The following is a 17393-nucleotide window of genomic DNA, read 5'->3' as shown; positions in this document are numbered from 1 at the left end:
GGACGGGTGAACCGTCCTTCGTCGCCGACCCGCTCGATCTCGACCCCGTCTCCCTGTCGCCGCGCGCACCGGGAGGGGATCGCGGGGAAGCGGTGTCTCCTCTGTCGCTGCTGCTGGGCGGCTCCGGGGACGGCGACCTCGCCTGGCAGGACCAGGCGCTCTGCGCCCAGACGGATCCCGAGGCGTTCTTCCCGGAGAAGGGCGGCTCGACCCGCGAGGCGAAGAAGGTCTGCTCCTCGTGCGACGTCCGCTCCGAGTGCCTCGAGTACGCGCTGTCGAACGACGAGCGCTTCGGCATCTGGGGCGGGCTCTCCGAGCGTGAAAGGCGCCGCCTCAAGAAGCAGGCGGGGTGAGCCTTCGCATCACCGCCGTCGTCGGCACCGACGACGGCGCGGACCTCCGGGGTGACCGCACGTCGGCGGACATCCCGGGGGTCTCATCTGTCCTCAGCGCCTCGGCGCGCGACACGGCTGAGGCGATCGACCGTGCGGTGGCCCACGGTGCCCAGTGGATCTGGCTCCTGGGAGCCCGCGACGAACCCGCACCGGATGCGCTGTCGAGACTGCTCGACGTCGCGGGCTCCGGCGACGCCGTCGGTCTGGTGGGGCCGGGGCTCCGCGTCTCCGATTCGGACCGCATGGTCTCCGCAGGGGTCACGACGACCGCGCAGGGCCTGCGCATGAACCCGGTATCCCCGGGAGAGATCGACCAGGGGCAGTTCGGCCGGACCGAGGACGTCTACGCGGTCGACCTGCCCGGCGCCCTGGTCTCCGCAGAGGTGATCCGCTCTGTGGGTGCGCCCGCGGCGACGCTGTCCACGTCGTACCGCGGGATCGAGTACGCCCGCCGCGTCCGGGCCGCAGGGTTCCGCGTGGTGCTCGCTCCCCGCGCGGAGGTCGTCGTGCCCGCGCAGACCGCCCGCGCGCTGCTGTCCTCCCCACGGCCCCCGCGCGCCGTCGCAGACGTCAGAGCCGAACATCGCTACCGACTCTCCCGCGTCCGCCCCTCCGCGGCGTGGCGCATGAGCCTCCTGCTGTGGTTCTCAGCGCTGGGGGCCGCCTTCGGCCGTCTCCTGTCGAACGACCCCCGGGGTGCGGGCAACTGGATGGGCGCCGCACGTCGCATCAGCCGCGACCGTCGCGCGGTCGCAGCCCTGCGCCGCCTCAGCCCCGTCGCGGAACCCGCCCCCGGGCTGCTTGCGACGCGACAGCGGCTCGACACGGCGCGACGAGAGCTGCGCGAGACCGGCGCCGACGGCACCGCGGCGTGGTGGATGCGGCACGGTCCTGCAGGTGCGGGCGCGGGATCCCGCGACGGGGCGCTCGCCGCCGGAGCCGATGAGGCACTCAACACGGGGGAGGAGCTGCAGTCCTACTCCGGTGTGGACGTCGGTCCGCGCCGCAGCGCACTCCTGCACCCCCTCACCGGTGTCCTCCTGCTCACGTCCCTCGCCGCGATCCTCATCGGTTGGCGGCTGTTCGGGCCCGGGTCCCTGACCGGCGGCGCGATGCCGCGCCTCGATGTGGGCTTCGGGGAGGCGCTGGGGCGGGTGCTCAGCCTCCACGACGGCGCGGGACTGGGATCGCGCACCCCGGCGGATCCGCTCCTGAGCGTGCTCCTCGTCTGGTCCCTGCCCTTCCTCGGCCATCTCGACTTCGCCGTCCGCGTTCTGCTGGTCCTCGCGCTGCCCGCAGCGGCGCTCTTCGCCTACGCCGCCGCGGGGCGCCTCACACCCCGTCCGAGCATCCGCGCTCTGCTGGCGCTCGTGTGGTCGGCCTCGCCGGCCTTCGTCGTGTCACTCGTGGAGGGACGGCTCGGTGCGGTCCTCGCGTGGCTCGTCCTGCCGGTCTTCGTCCGCGCCCTGCACTCCGCGGTCAGCCGGCGATCCATCGAGGCCTCTGCCGCCGCTGGACTGCTCCTGGCGATCGTGTGCGGCGGGATGCCGGTCCTCCTGATCCCTGCCGCCGTGCTCGTGGTCGTACTGGTCGTGCGCACGCGCGCCCTGCGGCTGGTCTGGGCGCTCGTGCCCGTGCTCGCACTCACGGGCTCCTGGCTGGTCGCGGCGGTGCGCCGGCCCGATGCGCTGCTGACCGACCCCGGTGCCGTCCTCCCGTACCCCGTCGCCCGGTCGTGGATCCTGGCTCTGGGGTGGCCCGAGGTGCCGGTCTCCCAGGCCCTCGCGGGCACCGGCGCCGCTCCCTACGTCTTCCTCATCCTGCTCGTCTCCCTCCCGCTGGTCGTCGCCGCAGGCGCCGCCTACTTCCGTCGCGGCGCCCCCGACGACCTCGTGATCGGGTCGACCGCGCTGACAGTGCTCGGCCTCTGCCTCGCGATCGCCCAGTCCATGACGGCCGCAGGACTCACGGCCCACCGCCTCGTCGCCGCATGGCCGGCGGCCGGGCTCGCGCTCTTCACCCTGGGCCTGTGCGGGCTGCTCGCCGCGTCACTGGTCCGGACCCCCGGACGCCGGGGCACGACGTCCGCGCTGCCGTCCCGCAGACGGTCGCGCACCGTCGTCGTCGCAGCAGCCGGCTCTGCCGCGCTGGTGCTCGCCGCGCTGTCGCTCGATGCCTCGGTGGGCGGCACGGAGGTCGAGCGGACCGCTGAGGACCGTCTGCCCGTCTTCGCGGGGGAGCGGGCGACCGGCCCCCTCGCCCAGCGCACCCTCATCCTCGATGCTGCCGACGGCGAGGTGACGGGACGCGTCGTGGGTGCCACCGGCGGCACTGTCCTGGAATCCTCGACGCTCACCGGTGCGGCGCAGCTGCACGGGTTCGGGCCGCGTCGTGCCCCCGTCGCCCTGGACCCCGCGGACACAGCGCTGGCGGGCGCGGTCGGCCGCCTCACCGCTGAGGGCGGCGGAGCCGCCGGCGAGGCGCTGTCAGCGCTGGGCATCGGCTTCGTCGTGCTCACGGGTGACGAGGGCGCGGCTCTCGACGACGCCACCCGCAGCGTGTCGGGGGCGACCGGACTCACCCGCCTCGGCACTGCGGAGCAGGGACTCCTCTGGCAGGTCTCCGACGCCGGGGCCGTCGACCAGGACGAACCCGCCGCGGACAGCGCAGGAGCAGCTGCGGACCCCGATGCGTCGGAGCAGACCGGGACCGAGGTCGCGTGGGCACGGGTCGTGGACGCGGACGGTCGCAGTGCGCCGGTGCCCGTCACGGACGGCACCGCTGAGATCCCCGCGGGCCCGTCCGGACGACGGCTCGTCCTCGCAGAGCGCGCGGGCGTCACGAGTGCCGCGATCGACGGTGACCGCCTGGCCGCCGGGGACCCCGCCCAGGGGTGGGCCCAGTCGTTCCTGCTGCCCGAGGACGCAGTGACGGTCGCCTTCAGCGCGACCCCCGCCTGGTATCGCGCGGTGACGGTCGCCGGCTGGGTGCTCCTGCTGGTCACCGCCGTCGTCTCCGTGCCGATCGGTCGAGGGAGTCGCCGATGAATGCCGTCTCGAAGTCCGCCGCCGCCTTCGTGGGGATCGCCGTGCCCGGCGTCCTCATCGCGGTCACCGCGTTCGTCGCGCCCCTGCCCAGCGGTTCGGGTGAGCGCGGTCCGGAACAGGTCCGTCTGCCCGCCGCAGCCACGACGGCCGTGTGCCCGGGCCCCCTGTCGCTGGCCGACGGTGCCGCGGGCACCGACGAGGAGTTCGAAGCCGCAGAGGCGCCCACCACCGTTGCCCGCGCCGTGAGCGCGTCCATGACCGCACCGGACGGTTCGCAGGGCGCCGCGGGCATCGACGCGGCAGTGCTGGGCGGAGACGAACTCTTCGCGACGGACCCCGGCGACCCGTTCGTCACCGGTGCCGACGGTATGGGCGCCCCCGTGCTCTACGCCGGCACGCCGGCCGGCGAGAGCCCCGCCCTCGTGTCCGCCGTGCAGACAGCGGATGCGGAATCCGGTGACTACGCGGGCCTTGCCGCGCTCAGCTGCTCCGAGCCCGTCACCCGCGCGATGTTCTCCGGTGCCTCGACGATGACGGGTGAGGACTCCCGCCTCCTCATCGGCAATCCGACGGACGCGCCGGTCACAGTCCGCGTCTCGCTGAGCGGTGAATCCGGTCCGGTCCCCGTCGCCGGCGAGGATTCGCTGACCGTCCAGCCGCAGTCGCTGCGGACCGTCGTCCTGGGTGCGCTCGCGGAGGGCGTGCCCGTCGTGGGAGCGGAGGTGACCGCCGAGGACGGTCGCGTCACCGCCGCGCTCCAGCACATCCGCCGCGACGGGCTGGATCCCCGGGGGATCGAGTACGCCGCGCCCGAGGCCCCGGCCTCCACCCGCACGGTCGTCCCCGTCGGCACGGAGGGTGCGGTCCGTCTGCGTGTGTCCAATCCCAGCGACACCGCCGTCACCGCCCGACTGGGCGCACACTCCGCAGACGGCCCGGAGGCCCTGCCGACGGGATCCGTCGCGATCCCCGCGCACGGGACTGCGGAGGTGGACCTCGGAGAAATGTCCGCGGGCGACGTGATGCTCGAGGCCGACACGGACATCTCCGCCACCGCCTCCGTCACCGTCGACACGGACGAGGGGCAGGACGTCGCCCACTATCCGGGCGTCGAGTCGCTGGGGGACACCCAGCTCGTCGCGGTGCCGACGGACGAGTGGGGCGCCCCGCTGGGCGGAGACCTGGTCCTTGCGGCAGGGGAAGGGAGCGTGGACGTCGTCCCGGTCGGCGCGAACGGCGAGCGGGGAGACGCGCGCACGCTCGCTCTCGATCCCCAGCGCGCACTCGTCCTGGGGCTCGCCGACTTCGGCGACGCCCGGGCGCTCGAGCTGCGCAGCACGACGGACGACGCCTTCGCGACGGTCGCGGCGCAGAGCGATTCGGGTGCGAGCGCCGTGGGCATCCCCGCGCCCCCGCAGGGCGTCGGCTATCAGGACGTCCGCCTCGAACGATGACCGGCTGCGCCTCGACTGACGTCAGCGGGGGCGCAGCTCGTCCGGGTCGCGCCCGCACAGCAGCGCCGCCTGATCTGCGAGGACATCCGCGATGAGATCGGCGAGGTCCAGCTCGTCCGTGCAGCGCTGCGCGATCGGCAGGCGGTGGAGCACGATGACGGCGGGTTCGTCCCGGGTCGCCGGCAGGACACGCCCCAGCTCCACATCCGCATCCACGGGTGGGATGTCATCGACCGTGAGGACCACGGTGTCCAGTTCGCCCTCGACCCGCAGCCGGATGTCGGCCAGGAGGATCGCCGCCACGCGGGCGAACTCCTCCGCCCGGCTGCGCGCGGCGGGGACGGGTGCGTGGAAGAGCAGCGGGCTGCGACCGTGACGGTCGTGGCGGCGCGACGGGGACATGGCTGGGAGTCTATGCGGTCGTCGGCCGTGGGGTGCTCGAACGGAGGGCTCCCCATTGGGTAGACTGCCTGACGTGTCAGGAGTACGTCTGTGTGCAAAGGCCGGGTGCGGGGTCACTGCCCGATTCACGATGACGTACGTCCACGCGGACGCCACCGTCGTCGTCGGACCCCTCGCCACCCGCGCCGAACCGGGTGCTCTTGATCTGTGCCGACACCACGCCGCGCGCATGACCGCGCCCCGCGGCTGGGAGCTGCTCCGCCTCGACATCGGCGAAGAGCAGCCGGAGCGCTCACGCGATGACCTGCTCGCGATCGCGGACGCCGTGCGCGAAGCCGCACGGCCCCGGCGCGACCCGCAGCCGCCCACGGACCTGCCATCGGGGCCGGGGCGCGGGCACCTGCGCATCATCGCCGGTAACGGGGAATGATCGACGCACAGGGAGCCCCCGACGCGACGCGCGGCGAGGGCCCGGTCCGTGCCGCGAGGCGCGCCCGGTTCGACCGGGTGCTGGGAGCCTACGACCTGCGCGGCCGGATCGGCCACGACCTCGACGACGACCTGCTCTACGCGCTCGGGTTCGGCGCGGCTCGCGCGTTCGGCGCGCAGGGTGCGACCGAGGTCGTGATCGGCTGCGACATGCGGCCCGATTCCCCGCGGTTCGCGGAGTCGGCCGCGGCCGGCGTGATCGCCGGCGGTCTGCGTGCCCGCTTCGTGGGACTGTGCTCGACCGACCAGCTGTACTTCGCATCCGGGCTGTGGGACCTCCCCGGCCTCATGGTGACCGCCAGCCACAACCCCGCCGACTACAACGGCGTGAAGGTGTGCGGCGCCGGTGCGACGGGAGTGTCGCGCGACCAGGGCCTCGGCGAGGTCCGCGACGCCGCGGTGGACGCACCCCGGCGTGCTGCCGACCACAGCGCGGTCGCCGTCGATGACGCTGCGGCCCGGGAACTGGCCGCGGCGTTCGCGCAGAGGCTGCGCGATCTGACCGGGCTGGACCGGCTGCGACCGGTGCGCCCCCTCACGATCGTCGCGGACGCCGGCAACGGGATGGCGGGGAAGCTCCTGGGCGAGGTGTTCGGCACCGATGCAGGTATGCCCGCTGTCCCGTTCGACGTGATCGGTCTGTACACGGAGCTGGACGGCACATTCCCCAACCACCCGGCGAACCCCCTCGAACCGGAGAACCTCCTCGACGTCCGCGACGTGGTCCGCGCACAGGGCGCGGATCTGGGACTCGCATTCGACGGGGACGCGGACCGCTGCTTCTTCATCGACGGAGCGGGTGACGTGCTCTCACCGTCCGCGATCGGCGCGCTCGTCGCGGAGCGTGAGATCATGCGTGCCCGTGACGAGGGGGAGGTGCAGCCGGTCGTCCTCCACAACCTCATCACCTCGCGCATCGTCGCGGAGACGGTCGAGGCATCCGGCGGGACCGCGGTGCGGACCCCCGTCGGCCACTCGCGGATCAAGCAGCTCATGCGCGAGCACGACGCGGTCTTCGCCGCGGAGCACTCCGCACACTTCTACTTCCGCGACTTCTACTCCGCGGACTCCGGCATGCTCGCCGCCTGCCACGTGATCGCCCTGCTCGCGCGGACGGAGGACTCCGCGCAGGACCTCGTGGCCCGCAGGGAGCGCTACGTGGCCTCGGGGGAGATCAATTCGACCGTGACGGACCCCGACGCCGTCCTGGCGGACTTCGCCGCGCGCGCCCGCACCGGTGAGTTCGGCGACGGCGACGTCGTGGAGTTCGACGGCGTCTCCCTCGAGGGCCGCGACTTCTGGGCCAACGTGCGGAAGTCGAACACGGAGCCCCTGGTCCGCTTCAACTGCGAGACGCCCACCGCGGAGCGCACCCGCGCACTCACGGAGGCGGTGCTCGCACGCGTCCGATCCCTGACACCACCCGGAACCGAACCCGAATCCCCTCGGAGGTAAGAACGATGACGAATCAGCCGGCGGTGCTCGCCGATCACGACCACCGGATCGCGGACCTCACGCTCGCAGAGGCGGGACGTCACCAGATTCGTCTCGCGGAGCGGGAGATGCCCGGTCTCATGAGCCTGCGCGAGGAGTACGCGGGGACCAACCCGCTGGCCGGCGCTCGGATCGCCGGTTCCCTGCACATGACCGTGCAGACGGCCGTGCTCATCGAGACGCTGGTCGACCTGGGTGCAGACGTCCGCTGGGCGTCCTGCAACATCTTCTCCACGCAGGACGAGGCGGCTGCGGCCGTCGTCGTGGGCTCCGGTACGCCGGACGCGCCGACCGGGGTGCCGGTCTTCGCCTGGAAGGGCGAGACCCTCGACGAGTACTGGTGGTGCGCCGACCAGATCTTCCGGTTCCCGGTGATCGGCGACACCCCCGCAGGCGCGAACCTCATCCTCGATGACGGCGGCGACGCGACGATGTACCTGCTCGAGGGCGCTGCCGCAGAAGCGGCCGGCGGAGTCGCCGACGATGCCGAGGACGACGCGGACGAGCTCAAGGCGTTCCGAGCGCGGCTGCGCACGTCGCTCGCCGAGGAGCCGGGCCGCTTCACGCGGCTCGCGCCCCTGCTGCGCGGTGTGAGCGAGGAGACGACCACCGGCGTCAACCGCCTGTACCGCCTTGCGGAGGAGGGCCGACTGCCGTTCCCCGCGATCAACGTCAACGATGCCGTCACGAAGTCGAAGTTCGACAACCGCTACGGCATCCGCCACTCGCTGCCGGACGGCCTCAACCGTGCGACCGACGTCCTGATCGGCGGCAAGATCGCCCTGGTGATCGGCTACGGCGACGTGGGCAAGGGCGCGACAGAGGCGATGCGCGGCCAGGGTGCACGCGTCATCGTGAGCGAGGTCGATCCGATCTGCGCGCTGCAGGCGGCGATGGACGGCTACCAGGTCGTCACGACGACCCAGGGCGTGGAGACGGCGGACTTCGTCATCACGACGACGGGCAACACCGCGGTCCTGTCGGTCGAGCAGCTGCAGCTGCTCAAGCCCGGCGCGATCGTCGGGAACGTCGGGCACTTCGACGATGAGATCGACCTGGCGGGGCTCGCGAAGATCCCCGGAGTCTCCACGGTGGAGATCAAGCCGCAGGTCCACGAGTGGACACTCCCGGCAGCAGACGGAACCGGTCGTGAGACGACCAGCATCATCGTCCTGTCGGAGGGGCGCCTGCTCAACCTGGGCAATGCGACGGGCCACCCCAGCTTCGTCATGAGCGCTTCCTTCACCAATCAGGTCATGGCGCAGATCGAGCTGCACGCGGGTGTCGCGGAGTACTCGAACGACGTGCACCGCCTCCCGAAGGCGCTCGACGAGAAGGTCGCGCGGCTGCACCTGCCGGCGCTGGGAGCCCAGCTCATGGAGCTCACGAAGGAGCAGGCGGAGTACATCGGCGTGGACGTCGCCGGGCCGTACAAGCCGGACCACTACCGCTACTGAGTCGCTCGAGACTCCTCGTGTGAGGACCCGGGCCCCGGAAGGAAGGGGGCCTGTGGGGCGGTGGGAGGGAGCGGGAGCCGGGACAGCCTCGATGCAGGTGGAGGCGGCTCAGTGCAGGCGTCCTCAGTGCAGGCGGAGGCCGTGCGGGAGGGTGCCGAGCCGACTGCGGAATGCAGCGGCGGTCGTATCCGTCCGGCGCTGCCGCTCGACGTACTCCCACCGCGTCCGGGCGATCACGGCCGCGAGGAACATCTCAGGTGTGGTCCCCGCCGGCGGTGCCGGGCTGATGTGCGGATTGAGCTCTTCTGCGAGTTCGACAGCTCGCGCATGGCGGGATTCCGGCGTGCGCTGGGACGCGGAGGACAGGAACTGCACGATGCGGTGGTGGAGTCCGGCCGGAAGCGGGGACACATCCGCCCGGGGGATCCAGTCGTAGAGGTGGGGGTGGAGGACGATCTGGTCGTGCCGGGGACGGGTCGCACGTTCGCTCACGGCCAGCGTGCCGGCGAGCATATCGCCCAGACGCTTGCTGCGAGCCGACAGCAGACCCACCAGCGCGGCGATCGAGCCGCCCGTCGCGAGCACCTCGAACTGCCAGAGGAGCGCGCGGATGAGGGCGTGGCGGAATCCGATCGCTCCGCCGTCGTCGCGGACCACGCGCAGTCCCAGGGCGAGCTTCCCGAGGGAGCGGCCGCGCATCAGCAGCTCGACGGCGCAGGGGACCGCGACGGTCGTGAAGACCGTCAGCAGGATCGTGATCGACGAGGTGACGAGGTCCCATTGGAGCCGGGCACTGGACAGCAGCCACGAGGCGCAGATGAACAGCGCGACGTACACGATGGAGTAGACCACGGCGTCGATGCCGGCGGACAGCGCCCGGGCGGCGTAGTGGGCCGGTTGGACCCTCAGGGCGACGGCCTCGCCTGTCACAAGCACGCTCATGTGCCCCATCGTCCCATAGGCTGCGGACTCCGGAGACGGTGTGAACTGCGGTGACAGGGCATCGGCTGGGTAGGGTGGGGGCATGGATCCCGCTCTCCTCGCACAGCTCCACGGACCCCAGTGGATGCACCTGGAACAGCTGTCGAAGAAGGCGCGGTTGAATCCGTCGGACGCCGCGGAGTTCCTCACCCTCTACCGGGCGGCGTCGAAGGACCTGTCGCGGATCGTGACGGTCGCACCGGACTCGGAGACCGCGGCCCGGCTCTCCGTCATCGTCCACCGCGCGCGGACGCATCTGTCATCGATCCCGCGCGGTCCGATGTCCGCGTTCGTGCGCTTCGCGGTGCGTTCGCTGCCGGCCTCCCTCTACCGGCTGAGGTGGATGCTCCTGGGCGTCTCGGTCTTCTTCCTGGGCAGCGCCGTCGTCGCGGCCGTGTGGGCCCTCAATACGCCCGGCGCTCTCGATGCCCTCATGCCCCCGGGGCAGCAGCGGGCCTTCGCAGAAGATGAGTTCGTCGAGTACTACAAGGAGAACCCCAACTCCGTCTTCGCACTGGGGGTCTGGACGAACAACGCCTGGATCGCCGTCCAGTGGGTCGCGCTGGGGATCACCGGTGTCTACGTGGTCTTCGGACTGCTGATGAACGGGGTCAACGTCGGATTCTCCGCCGCCGTCATGTACGCGCACGACCACGAAGCGGACTTCTGGTCCTACATCCTGCCGCACGGGATCCCGGAGATCACCTGCATCCTCATCGCCGCCGCCGCAGGCCTGCAGATCTTCATCGCCTGGGTGATCCCGCGTGCCATGACCCGCGGACAGGCGCTCGCGAAGGAAGCCCGGTCCCTCATGACCGTGGCGGGCGGGCTCGTCTTCTTCCTCTTCCTGTCCGGCCTGGTCGAGGGCTTCATCACGCCGAATCCGCTGCCCGTCTGGCTGAAGATCTCCGTGGGCGTGGGCCTCACACTGGGGATCTTCGCCTACGCGACGCTGCTGGGGCGGCCGGTGCTGCTGGCGGGCGGTGACGGCGATCTCGAGGAGGAGCGCGCCGGCTACCGCACGGTCGTCGCCTACTGATCCACCCGTCGCTTGCAGCCGTCGCCTACTGATCCACCCGTCGCCCGCAGAGTCAGCCGTCGTCCACCGGTTCAGAGTCGGCCGGAGGACTTCAGCATGATGTAGAGGTCAGCGAGCGCCGGAGGCAGATCGTCGGGTGCTTCGTGCACCGAGTGCACGCCCAGGCCGGCCAGCCCGTGGATGAGGGACCGGGACTCCATCAGCTCCCGTTCGGCGGCTGCAGCGGTGTACACCTGCTCCGTCGTGTGGCGGGCCGACGTCATGTCGTGGAGCACAGGGTCCGCCACAGACGCGATCGCGACCATGTGACGACGGGTGAGGACCGGGAGGGCGGGCAGCAGATCCTCCGCGATCGTCGCCGGGTCCAGCGCCGTGACGAAGACGACGAGTGCGCGGTGGGACGTGACGCCCATGACGGCGGAGACGATCGTCTCCCAGTCCGCCTCGAGCAGCTCCGGAGCGATCGGGGTGATGCGGTGCATGAGGTGGTCGAGCGATGCCATCCTGCCGAGCGGCCCGACGCGTGCCCGCACGCGGGCATCCGCGACGAGCACGTCCACGCGGTCGCCGGCTCCGGCCGCGAGCCCTGCGAGCAGCAGACCCGATTCGATCGCCGCGTCGAATGCGGTGCCGGTCCCCACGTAGCGGGCGGACAGCCGGGAGGAGTCGAGGACGATGATGACGCGGCGGTCCCGTTCGGGCCGGTAGGTCCGCACCATCACCTCCTGCGCGCGTGCCGTCGCCCGCCAGTCGATCGAGCGGACGTCGTCGCCGCGCACGTACTCCCGGAGCGAATCGAACTCCGTGCCGGCGCCCTTGAGCATGACCGCTGTGCGGCCCTCCAGCTCGCGCAGCCTGCGGAGCTTCGACGGGAGGTGCCTGCGGGAGTGGAACGGCGGCAGCACCGTGATCGTCGCCGGGACGTCGACGCTGCGCTGGCGGGCGACGAGTCCGATCCACGAGGTCGACCGGATCGTGATCCGGTCCGCGCGCAGCATTCCGCGCCGTGTGGGCCGCAGCACGGTGGTCCTCTCGTGGGAGGACCCGGATCGGACCGTCGCCCGGAACCGATTGTCCTGCGCACCGGCGGTCGGGGCCCACGCGTCGCGGACGAGCAGCCGGCGACGTCGACGTCCGCTGTTCGTGACCGTGAGGACTGCGTGGGTGTCCTCGCCCAGTCGGATGCGCGGTCCCGGTGTGCGCTGGAAGCCGAGCGCACGGATACCGGGCGCGGCCAGCCAGTCGAGCAGCCCGATGATCGCGAGCACCCCGAGCATGACGAGGAACGTCGTGCCCTCCGGTCGCAGCGCGATAGGCACCGCAGCGATCGCGGTGAGGACGAGGAAGCGCCAGGTCAGTGCCACGGGCGACTCCCGGGTCGAGGCGCAGCGCCGGAGGAGGCGCGCAGCGAGGACGACTGCAGGGGGGAGGGCGTCACCGTGGGACGTTCACCGATTCGACGATCGAGGCGAGGACCCGGTCGATGTCCGCCCCCTCCATCTGCGCCTCGGGGCGCAGCGCGATGCGGTGGCGGAATGTCATCGCAACGAGCGACTTGACGTCGTCGGGAGTGATGTAGCCGCGGCCGGAGAGCCACGCCTTCGCCTGGGAGGCCGCGAGCAGGCGCGTGGCACCGCGCGGTGAGACGCCCAGCGCCAGTGAGGGAGCCTGGCGCGTCGCCTGGACGATGTCGACGATGTAGGCGATGACCTGGGGTGCGCAGTGCACCTGTGCGGCTCGGGCTCCCGCGCGCAGGAGCTCCTCCGGTCCCGCGACGCGCTCGATGCCCGCGTCCCGCAGGCGGTGCGCGTCGAAGCCCTCGGCATGCCGCCTGAGGATCGAGAACTCGGTGTCGCGGTCCGGCAGTCCCAGCACCAGCTTGAAGAGGAACCGATCCAGCTGGGCCTCCGGCAGCGGATAGGTCCCCTCGTACTCGATCGGGTTCTGCGTCGCGGCCACGAGGAACGGCGGTGTGAGTCGACGCGACGTCCCGTCCACTGTCACCTGGCGCTCCTCCATGGACTCGAGGAGTGCGGACTGCGTCTTGGGCGGAGTGCGGTTGATCTCGTCCGCGATGAGGAGGTTGGTGAACACCGGGCCCTCGCGGAACGAGAAGTCCCCGGACTTCGCGTCGTAGACCATCGAACCCGTGATGTCGCCGGGCATGAGGTCCGGGGTGAACTGCACGCGCTGCGAGTCGAGGTCGAGCGACTGCGCGATGGAGCGCACGAGGAGGGTCTTCGCCACCCCCGGCACCCCCTCGAGCAGGACGTGTCCCTGCACCAGCAGTGCGAGCAGGATCCCCTCGACCGCCTGCGCCTGTCCGACGACCGCCTTGCTCGTCTCCGCGCGCACTCGCAGCAGCACCTCGCGCAGGTGAGCGTCCTCGTCCGTGAGGACGAGCGATTCCGCCGGCGCCGGCGCGTTCACACCGTCCCGCGGAGGGGCGAACTGCGTGCCGTCCGGATTGACCGGCGCGTGAGTGTGCTGCCCCGGCTGGGTGTAGGCGGCCTGCGGGCGCTGCTGAGCCTGCTGGCCCTGGGGCATCGGCTGGCCAGGCTGCGCGAACTGGCCAGGCTGCGCGAACTGGCCAGGCTGCGCGTGCGGGCCCGGCTGCTGAGGGGGAACGGTCATGGAGGGGTGACCTCGCTCTCAAGGGTAGTGATGTCGATGGCGATGCGGATGAGCGTCTCGTCGTCGTGAGGATGTTCGCTGAGCAGGACGGCCTCCGCCCAGGCCGGATCGAGCCCGGACGCGGCAGCGGCCCGGGCCACGACCTCGGCCGCGGGTGCGTCGGGCGGCAGTGCGAGGCGGCGACCGATCCGCACGAGCGCCGCGGCCCGCAGGTCCGCAAGTCCCTCCGCGCGGGCCTGTGACCGCTGGAGGAGCGCGCTGCGACCGCGCACGGTCTCTGCGGCGGGCACGATCACGGGCAGCGGCTCGACGGCGAGGGGGCCCAGCCGGCGGCCGTACACGAGCAGCGCCACGAGGACGACGGGCAGTGACCACAGCAGTGCGGCGACCGCCCACGCGGGGAACAGCCAGGTGGGCGCTCCGCCCGCCTCCCCGTCGTCTCCCTCGCCGGGCTGATCGGACTGGACGGGGTAGTAGTAGGTCAGAGGATCATCGGTGCCCACGGCGCCCGCGACGAGCGACATGTGCCCCTCGTGGGCGAGGGTGCCGTTCGCGAACCACTGCGCGGATCCCATGACGGTGACCGTGCCGCCGGCGTCGCCGTGGGGGACCTGGGCGTACACGCCGTGCGGGACGACGTCGCCGGAGTCGGCGCCGTAGCAGAAGACCGAGTCCTCAGGCTCCGAGCTCGTCGAGAAGTATTCGCTCCCGGTGTCCTCATGGCGCACGGTCCCCGCAGTGTTCGCGACGTCCGCTCCGCAGTTCGGGGCGCGCCGCGCCGGGGGCGCCGAACCGTCGCCGAGGTAGTCGTAGAGCAGGGCGTCGGTCCAGACCTCGACCTGCTGCTCCGGTGCGATGAGCACGATCCGCGCGCCGGATTCGGCGGCACGCACGGAGAGGTCCTCGATCCCGGGATCCGACATCGTCCAGCCGGCCGCATAGACCACGAGCGTCTCGCCCGCGTCCAGAGCGGCTCCGGCCTCCCCATACGATTCTGTGGTGGTCAGATCCCGCCCGTGGTCGCTCAGGACCTCCACGAATGCGCGTCCGCCGCCGTCCTCAGTCGATTCGTAGTGCAGCTCCGCCGTGTTCTCCCCGCCCTGGACCAGCACCGTGACGATCGCGGCGATGAGCACGACGATGGCGGCGGCGACCCACAGGGCGGAGGACCGGGCGACGCCGCCGGCACGTGCGAGGAATCCCGGCCCGGTGGCAGATCGCGTGCCGCGGACTGCCACGTCCGTCTGTGCGCTCATGCGCCACCGCCCGAGGTGCCGGTCGTCCGACCGTCACCGGCCCCGGATCCGTCTCCTGCCGCCGAACCGATGCCGGCGACGAGGCCGACGGAGCCCGCCGGTGCAGGTCCACCGGTCGTGATCCGCGCGTCGAGCGCTCCTGCTCGCTCCCATGCGTCGCGCGTGACGCGGTGGCCGGAGAAGGACACGTCGTCGAAGAGCACCGCCAGCTGCGAGAAGTCGTCTGCGGAGCGGGGGAGCGCCGCGCTGGACGCGGCGGCGAGCTCCTGTGCGGTCGAGGCACGGTCGATGACGATCCGCTGCGCGTTCGCCTGTTCGGCGAAGACCGCTCGGACCAGGTCCTGCACCGCGAGCCGCCAGTCCTCCGCCGCTGCGGCCTCGGCGGCAGTGCGCCGGAGCGCGACGGGGTCGAGCTGCGCGCGGAAGACGGGCTGGCGGGCCGCGACGTGCTCCAGGCGCACGTCCGCGCCGCGCCTGGCCCACCACACTGCGAGGACGATGAGCGCGATCACCGCGACGATCACTACGATCGTGAGCGCCGGAGACTCGATACCGGCTGCGGAATCGACCATGTCGGAGAAGAAGTCGCTGATGGCCCGCCCGATCCGCTCGAAGAGGGTCATGTCCGCTTCTCTGTAGACGGGGTCCGAGAGCTCGTCGCGGGCCCACTGCTGCCCCTCGTCCCTGCCCGGCTGTGCGAGGAGTGCGTGCTCGGTCGGTCCCGTGTCAGCGGGCGTCAGTGCGGTGCGTGCGGGGATCAATGCGGTCCCCCCGTGCCCGTGAGATGCGCCTGCGGGTCGGTGGAATCAGCGGTCCGCGCAGAAGCGGACTCCTCGAGCTCCGCACGATGGAGCAGGACGAGGTCGTACCCCTCTCGGCGCATGCGCCGGTCGAGGTACACCATCGCGACGACGCCGCTCAGGAAGGCGAACATGAGAGCGCTCGCGGCGATCGCCACGGCGGCGACTGCGACGCCCATCCCCACGGTCAGCGCGATCCCGGCGAAGGCCTCGGCACCGGATCCTCCGTCGAGCGCCACCACGACGAAGACGAGGATGAAGCCGAACATCAGCACGAACAGGATGGGGGTCAGGATGAGGCCGACCACCTGCGAGGACAGGACGTAGGACAGTGCGAGCTGGCCGAACGACTTCCAGAACCCCCCGCGGGTCAGCTCCCAGGACCGCTTCAGGGCCGCGAAGACGCCCAGCCCCTCGACGGCGAGTGCGGCACCGGCGAGGGCGAACTTCGTGAAGAGGCAGGCAGTCGCGGCCACCCACAGGACGACTCCGAGTGTGGCGACGAGGACTCCGGCCACCGGCGACAGCGCCAGCAGGAGGAGACCCGGGAGGATGAGGACGCCCAGGACGAGGATGTGGGCCGCGAAGCACACGGTGCACAGCAGCACCAATCGCAGCCGGCTGCCGTGCAGGGCGCGCCACACGGCCGACAGCGGCATGCGCTCACGGGAGAAGGCGGCGTCGGCCGCGACCGCGGCGAAGGCGGACAGCAGGGGGACCAGGGAGAGGACGAGGAAAGAGGCCACCACGGAGACGGTCTGGACCACGATGTTCAGCCCGAGTCCCGCCTCGGGGTTCTCGAATACACGGCCGACGAACCCGGCGTTCCCCACGACGAGCGCGGTGAGCGCGAGCCCCGCGGCGAGCGTCACGAGAGTGTGGACGATCATCGCGGTCCCGAACGTCGCGCCGGGAGCGAAGCGGAGCAGGCGGAAGCCGCCGTCCATGGCCTCGAAGAACGTGAACGGCCTCTTCGGAAGGGTCCCCGGCTGGGGTGCGGGCATCCACTGCGCGGGGGGACGGGCGCTGCTGCGGTCACGCAGAGTGCCGCTGGCCCAGTCGACCTCGGTGCCCCACGCCGAGTGCGGCGAGGTGGTCACACACGCCTCCCGGACTGTCGGTGCTCACTGTGTCGGCTGGTCATCGGCACCATCCTGCCACGAGCACCCGATGTGCGCGTTCCAGACTTCGTGGAGGTTCCGTCGCGGGTCCTGTCCGCCGATCGGTGAGACGTTTGGAACAATGGGCGGCATGAATGCACGCATCCTGGTGGTCGATGACGATACGGCGCTCGCGGAGATGATCGGAATCGTCCTCAAGAGTGAAGGCTTCGAGCCGGAGTTCTTCGCAACGGGCGACGGCGCCATCGAGGCGTTCCGCGCGATGCGGCCCGACCTCGTCCTGCTCGACCTCATGCTGCCCGGGAAGGACGGCCTGGAGGTCTGCCGTGAGATCCGTGCCGAAGCCGGCACGCCCATCATCATGCTCACGGCGAAGTCCGACACCGTCGATGTCGTCGCGGGTCTCGAGGCGGGAGCAGACGACTACGTCCCCAAGCCCTTCAAGCCGAAGGAGCTCATCGCCCGCGTCCGTGCGCGTCTGCGTCTCACGGAGCCGGCGGCCCCGGAGGTCCTCCAGGTCGCGGACGTGACGATCGATGTCGCCGGTCACCAGGTGACCCGGGGAGGTGCCCCGATCTCGCTGACACCGCTCGAGTTCGATCTGCTCGTCGCGCTCGCCCGCAAGCCGTGGCAGGTGTTCTCGCGCGAGATCCTGCTCGAAGAGGTGTGGGGCTACCGGCACGCCGCGGACACGAGGCTGGTCAACGTGCACGTCCAGCGGCTGCGGTCGAAGATCGAGAAGGATCCGGAGAACCCGGAGATCGTCGTGACGGTCCGCGGCGTCGGCTACAAGGCGGGACAGTCAGCGTGACTCCCGACAGGAG

The 17393-nt window shown here is 71.6% G+C and carries 15 protein-coding genes; 8 read left to right on the top strand and 7 right to left on the bottom strand.

What is annotated here, in order from left to right; genetic code table 11:
- Window positions 1-92: 92 nt before the first annotated feature.
- Genes BJEO58_RS09990 through BJEO58_RS09980 form a run of 3 tightly spaced genes read left to right on the top strand, consistent with a single transcriptional unit; the run spans window position 93 to window position 4896 of the window.
- Window positions 93-353 carry a WhiB family transcriptional regulator gene (locus BJEO58_RS09990; protein ID WP_087009306.1) on the top strand — a complete coding sequence of 87 codons (261 nt, stop codon included), beginning with the start codon at window positions 93-95 and terminating at the stop codon, window positions 351-353.
- Window positions 350-3442: a glycosyltransferase family 2 protein gene (locus BJEO58_RS09985; protein WP_101589327.1), complete on the top strand. Its 3093-nt coding sequence runs from the start codon at window positions 350-352 to the stop codon at window positions 3440-3442. Before BJEO58_RS09990 ends, BJEO58_RS09985 begins: the two co-directional genes overlap by 4 nt.
- The gene (locus tag BJEO58_RS09980; RefSeq protein WP_101589326.1) at window positions 3439-4896 is read left to right on the top strand and encodes a DUF5719 family protein; all 1458 of its coding nucleotides are present in this window, start codon (window positions 3439-3441) and stop codon (window positions 4894-4896) included. Before BJEO58_RS09985 ends, BJEO58_RS09980 begins: the two co-directional genes overlap by 4 nt.
- Window positions 4897-4917: 21 nt before the next feature.
- Here the strand turns inward: BJEO58_RS09980 and BJEO58_RS09975 are convergent, their stop codons facing one another.
- Window positions 4918-5298, bottom strand: coding sequence for a metallopeptidase family protein (locus tag BJEO58_RS09975; protein WP_101589325.1), 381 nt, complete (start codon window positions 5296-5298; stop codon window positions 4918-4920).
- 73 nt (window positions 5299-5371) lie between these two features.
- On the opposite strand from BJEO58_RS09975, the gene BJEO58_RS09970 reads away from it, so the two are divergent.
- Genes BJEO58_RS09970 through ahcY form a run of 3 tightly spaced genes read left to right on the top strand, consistent with a single transcriptional unit; the run spans window position 5372 to window position 8738 of the window.
- Entirely contained in the window at window positions 5372-5728 is a 357-nt protein-coding gene (locus BJEO58_RS09970; protein ID WP_257904207.1) for a DUF3499 domain-containing protein, read from the top strand.
- Window positions 5725-7242, top strand: a complete 1518-nt coding sequence (locus BJEO58_RS09965; RefSeq protein ID WP_180951907.1) for a phosphohexomutase domain-containing protein — start codon at window positions 5725-5727, stop codon at window positions 7240-7242. The genes BJEO58_RS09970 and BJEO58_RS09965 overlap by 4 nt, the downstream gene beginning before the upstream one ends.
- 5 nt (window positions 7243-7247) lie before the next feature.
- Window positions 7248-8738, top strand: a complete 1491-nt coding sequence (gene ahcY / locus BJEO58_RS09960) for an adenosylhomocysteinase (RefSeq protein WP_101589323.1) — start codon at window positions 7248-7250, stop codon at window positions 8736-8738.
- Between the two features lie 123 nt (window positions 8739-8861).
- Here the strand turns inward: ahcY and BJEO58_RS09955 are convergent, their stop codons facing one another.
- Window positions 8862-9764 carry an RDD family protein gene (locus tag BJEO58_RS09955; protein ID WP_246076057.1) on the bottom strand — a complete coding sequence of 301 codons (903 nt, stop codon included), beginning with the start codon at window positions 9762-9764 and terminating at the stop codon, window positions 8862-8864.
- On the opposite strand from BJEO58_RS09955, the gene BJEO58_RS09950 reads away from it, so the two are divergent.
- Window positions 9763-10758, top strand: coding sequence for a stage II sporulation protein M (locus tag BJEO58_RS09950; protein ID WP_101589322.1), 996 nt, complete (start codon window positions 9763-9765; stop codon window positions 10756-10758). The genes BJEO58_RS09955 and BJEO58_RS09950 overlap by 2 nt on opposite strands.
- Before the next feature lie 71 nt (window positions 10759-10829).
- Here BJEO58_RS09950 and BJEO58_RS09945 read toward each other — a convergent pair whose 3' ends face one another.
- The 5 genes from BJEO58_RS09945 to BJEO58_RS09925 form a co-directional block, all read right to left on the bottom strand.
- Window positions 10830-12122 (bottom strand): DUF58 domain-containing protein, encoded by a 1293-nt coding sequence (locus tag BJEO58_RS09945; RefSeq protein ID WP_101589321.1) that lies wholly within the window; start codon window positions 12120-12122, stop codon window positions 10830-10832.
- A 70-nt stretch (window positions 12123-12192) separates the two neighbouring features.
- Window positions 12193-13392: an AAA family ATPase gene (locus BJEO58_RS09940; protein WP_246076056.1), complete on the bottom strand. Its 1200-nt coding sequence runs from the start codon at window positions 13390-13392 to the stop codon at window positions 12193-12195.
- Complete coding sequence (locus BJEO58_RS09935) at window positions 13389-14648, bottom strand: DUF4350 domain-containing protein (RefSeq protein ID WP_101589320.1); 1260 nt, start codon at window positions 14646-14648, stop codon at window positions 13389-13391. The genes BJEO58_RS09940 and BJEO58_RS09935 overlap by 4 nt, the downstream gene beginning before the upstream one ends.
- Window positions 14645-15409, bottom strand: coding sequence for a DUF4129 domain-containing protein (locus BJEO58_RS09930; protein WP_101589319.1), 765 nt, complete (start codon window positions 15407-15409; stop codon window positions 14645-14647). Before BJEO58_RS09930 ends, BJEO58_RS09935 begins: the two co-directional genes overlap by 4 nt.
- Window positions 15406-16548 (bottom strand): hypothetical protein, encoded by a 1143-nt coding sequence (locus BJEO58_RS09925; RefSeq protein WP_101589318.1) that lies wholly within the window; start codon window positions 16546-16548, stop codon window positions 15406-15408. The genes BJEO58_RS09930 and BJEO58_RS09925 overlap by 4 nt, the downstream gene beginning before the upstream one ends.
- A gap of 151 nt (window positions 16549-16699) precedes the next feature.
- Here BJEO58_RS09925 and mtrA point away from each other — a divergent pair, with 151 nt between their 5' ends.
- Window positions 16700-17380 (top strand): MtrAB system response regulator MtrA, encoded by a 681-nt coding sequence (mtrA, locus tag BJEO58_RS09920; protein WP_101589419.1) that lies wholly within the window; start codon window positions 16700-16702, stop codon window positions 17378-17380.
- Window positions 17381-17393 lie beyond the last annotated feature (13 nt).

Source organism: Brevibacterium jeotgali (assembly GCF_900169175.1).
Classification (GTDB): Bacteria; Actinomycetota; Actinomycetes; order Actinomycetales; family Brevibacteriaceae; genus Brevibacterium; species Brevibacterium jeotgali.
The sequence above is the reverse complement of the archived record's forward strand: the minus strand, read 5'-3'. Positions and strand labels throughout refer to the sequence as shown.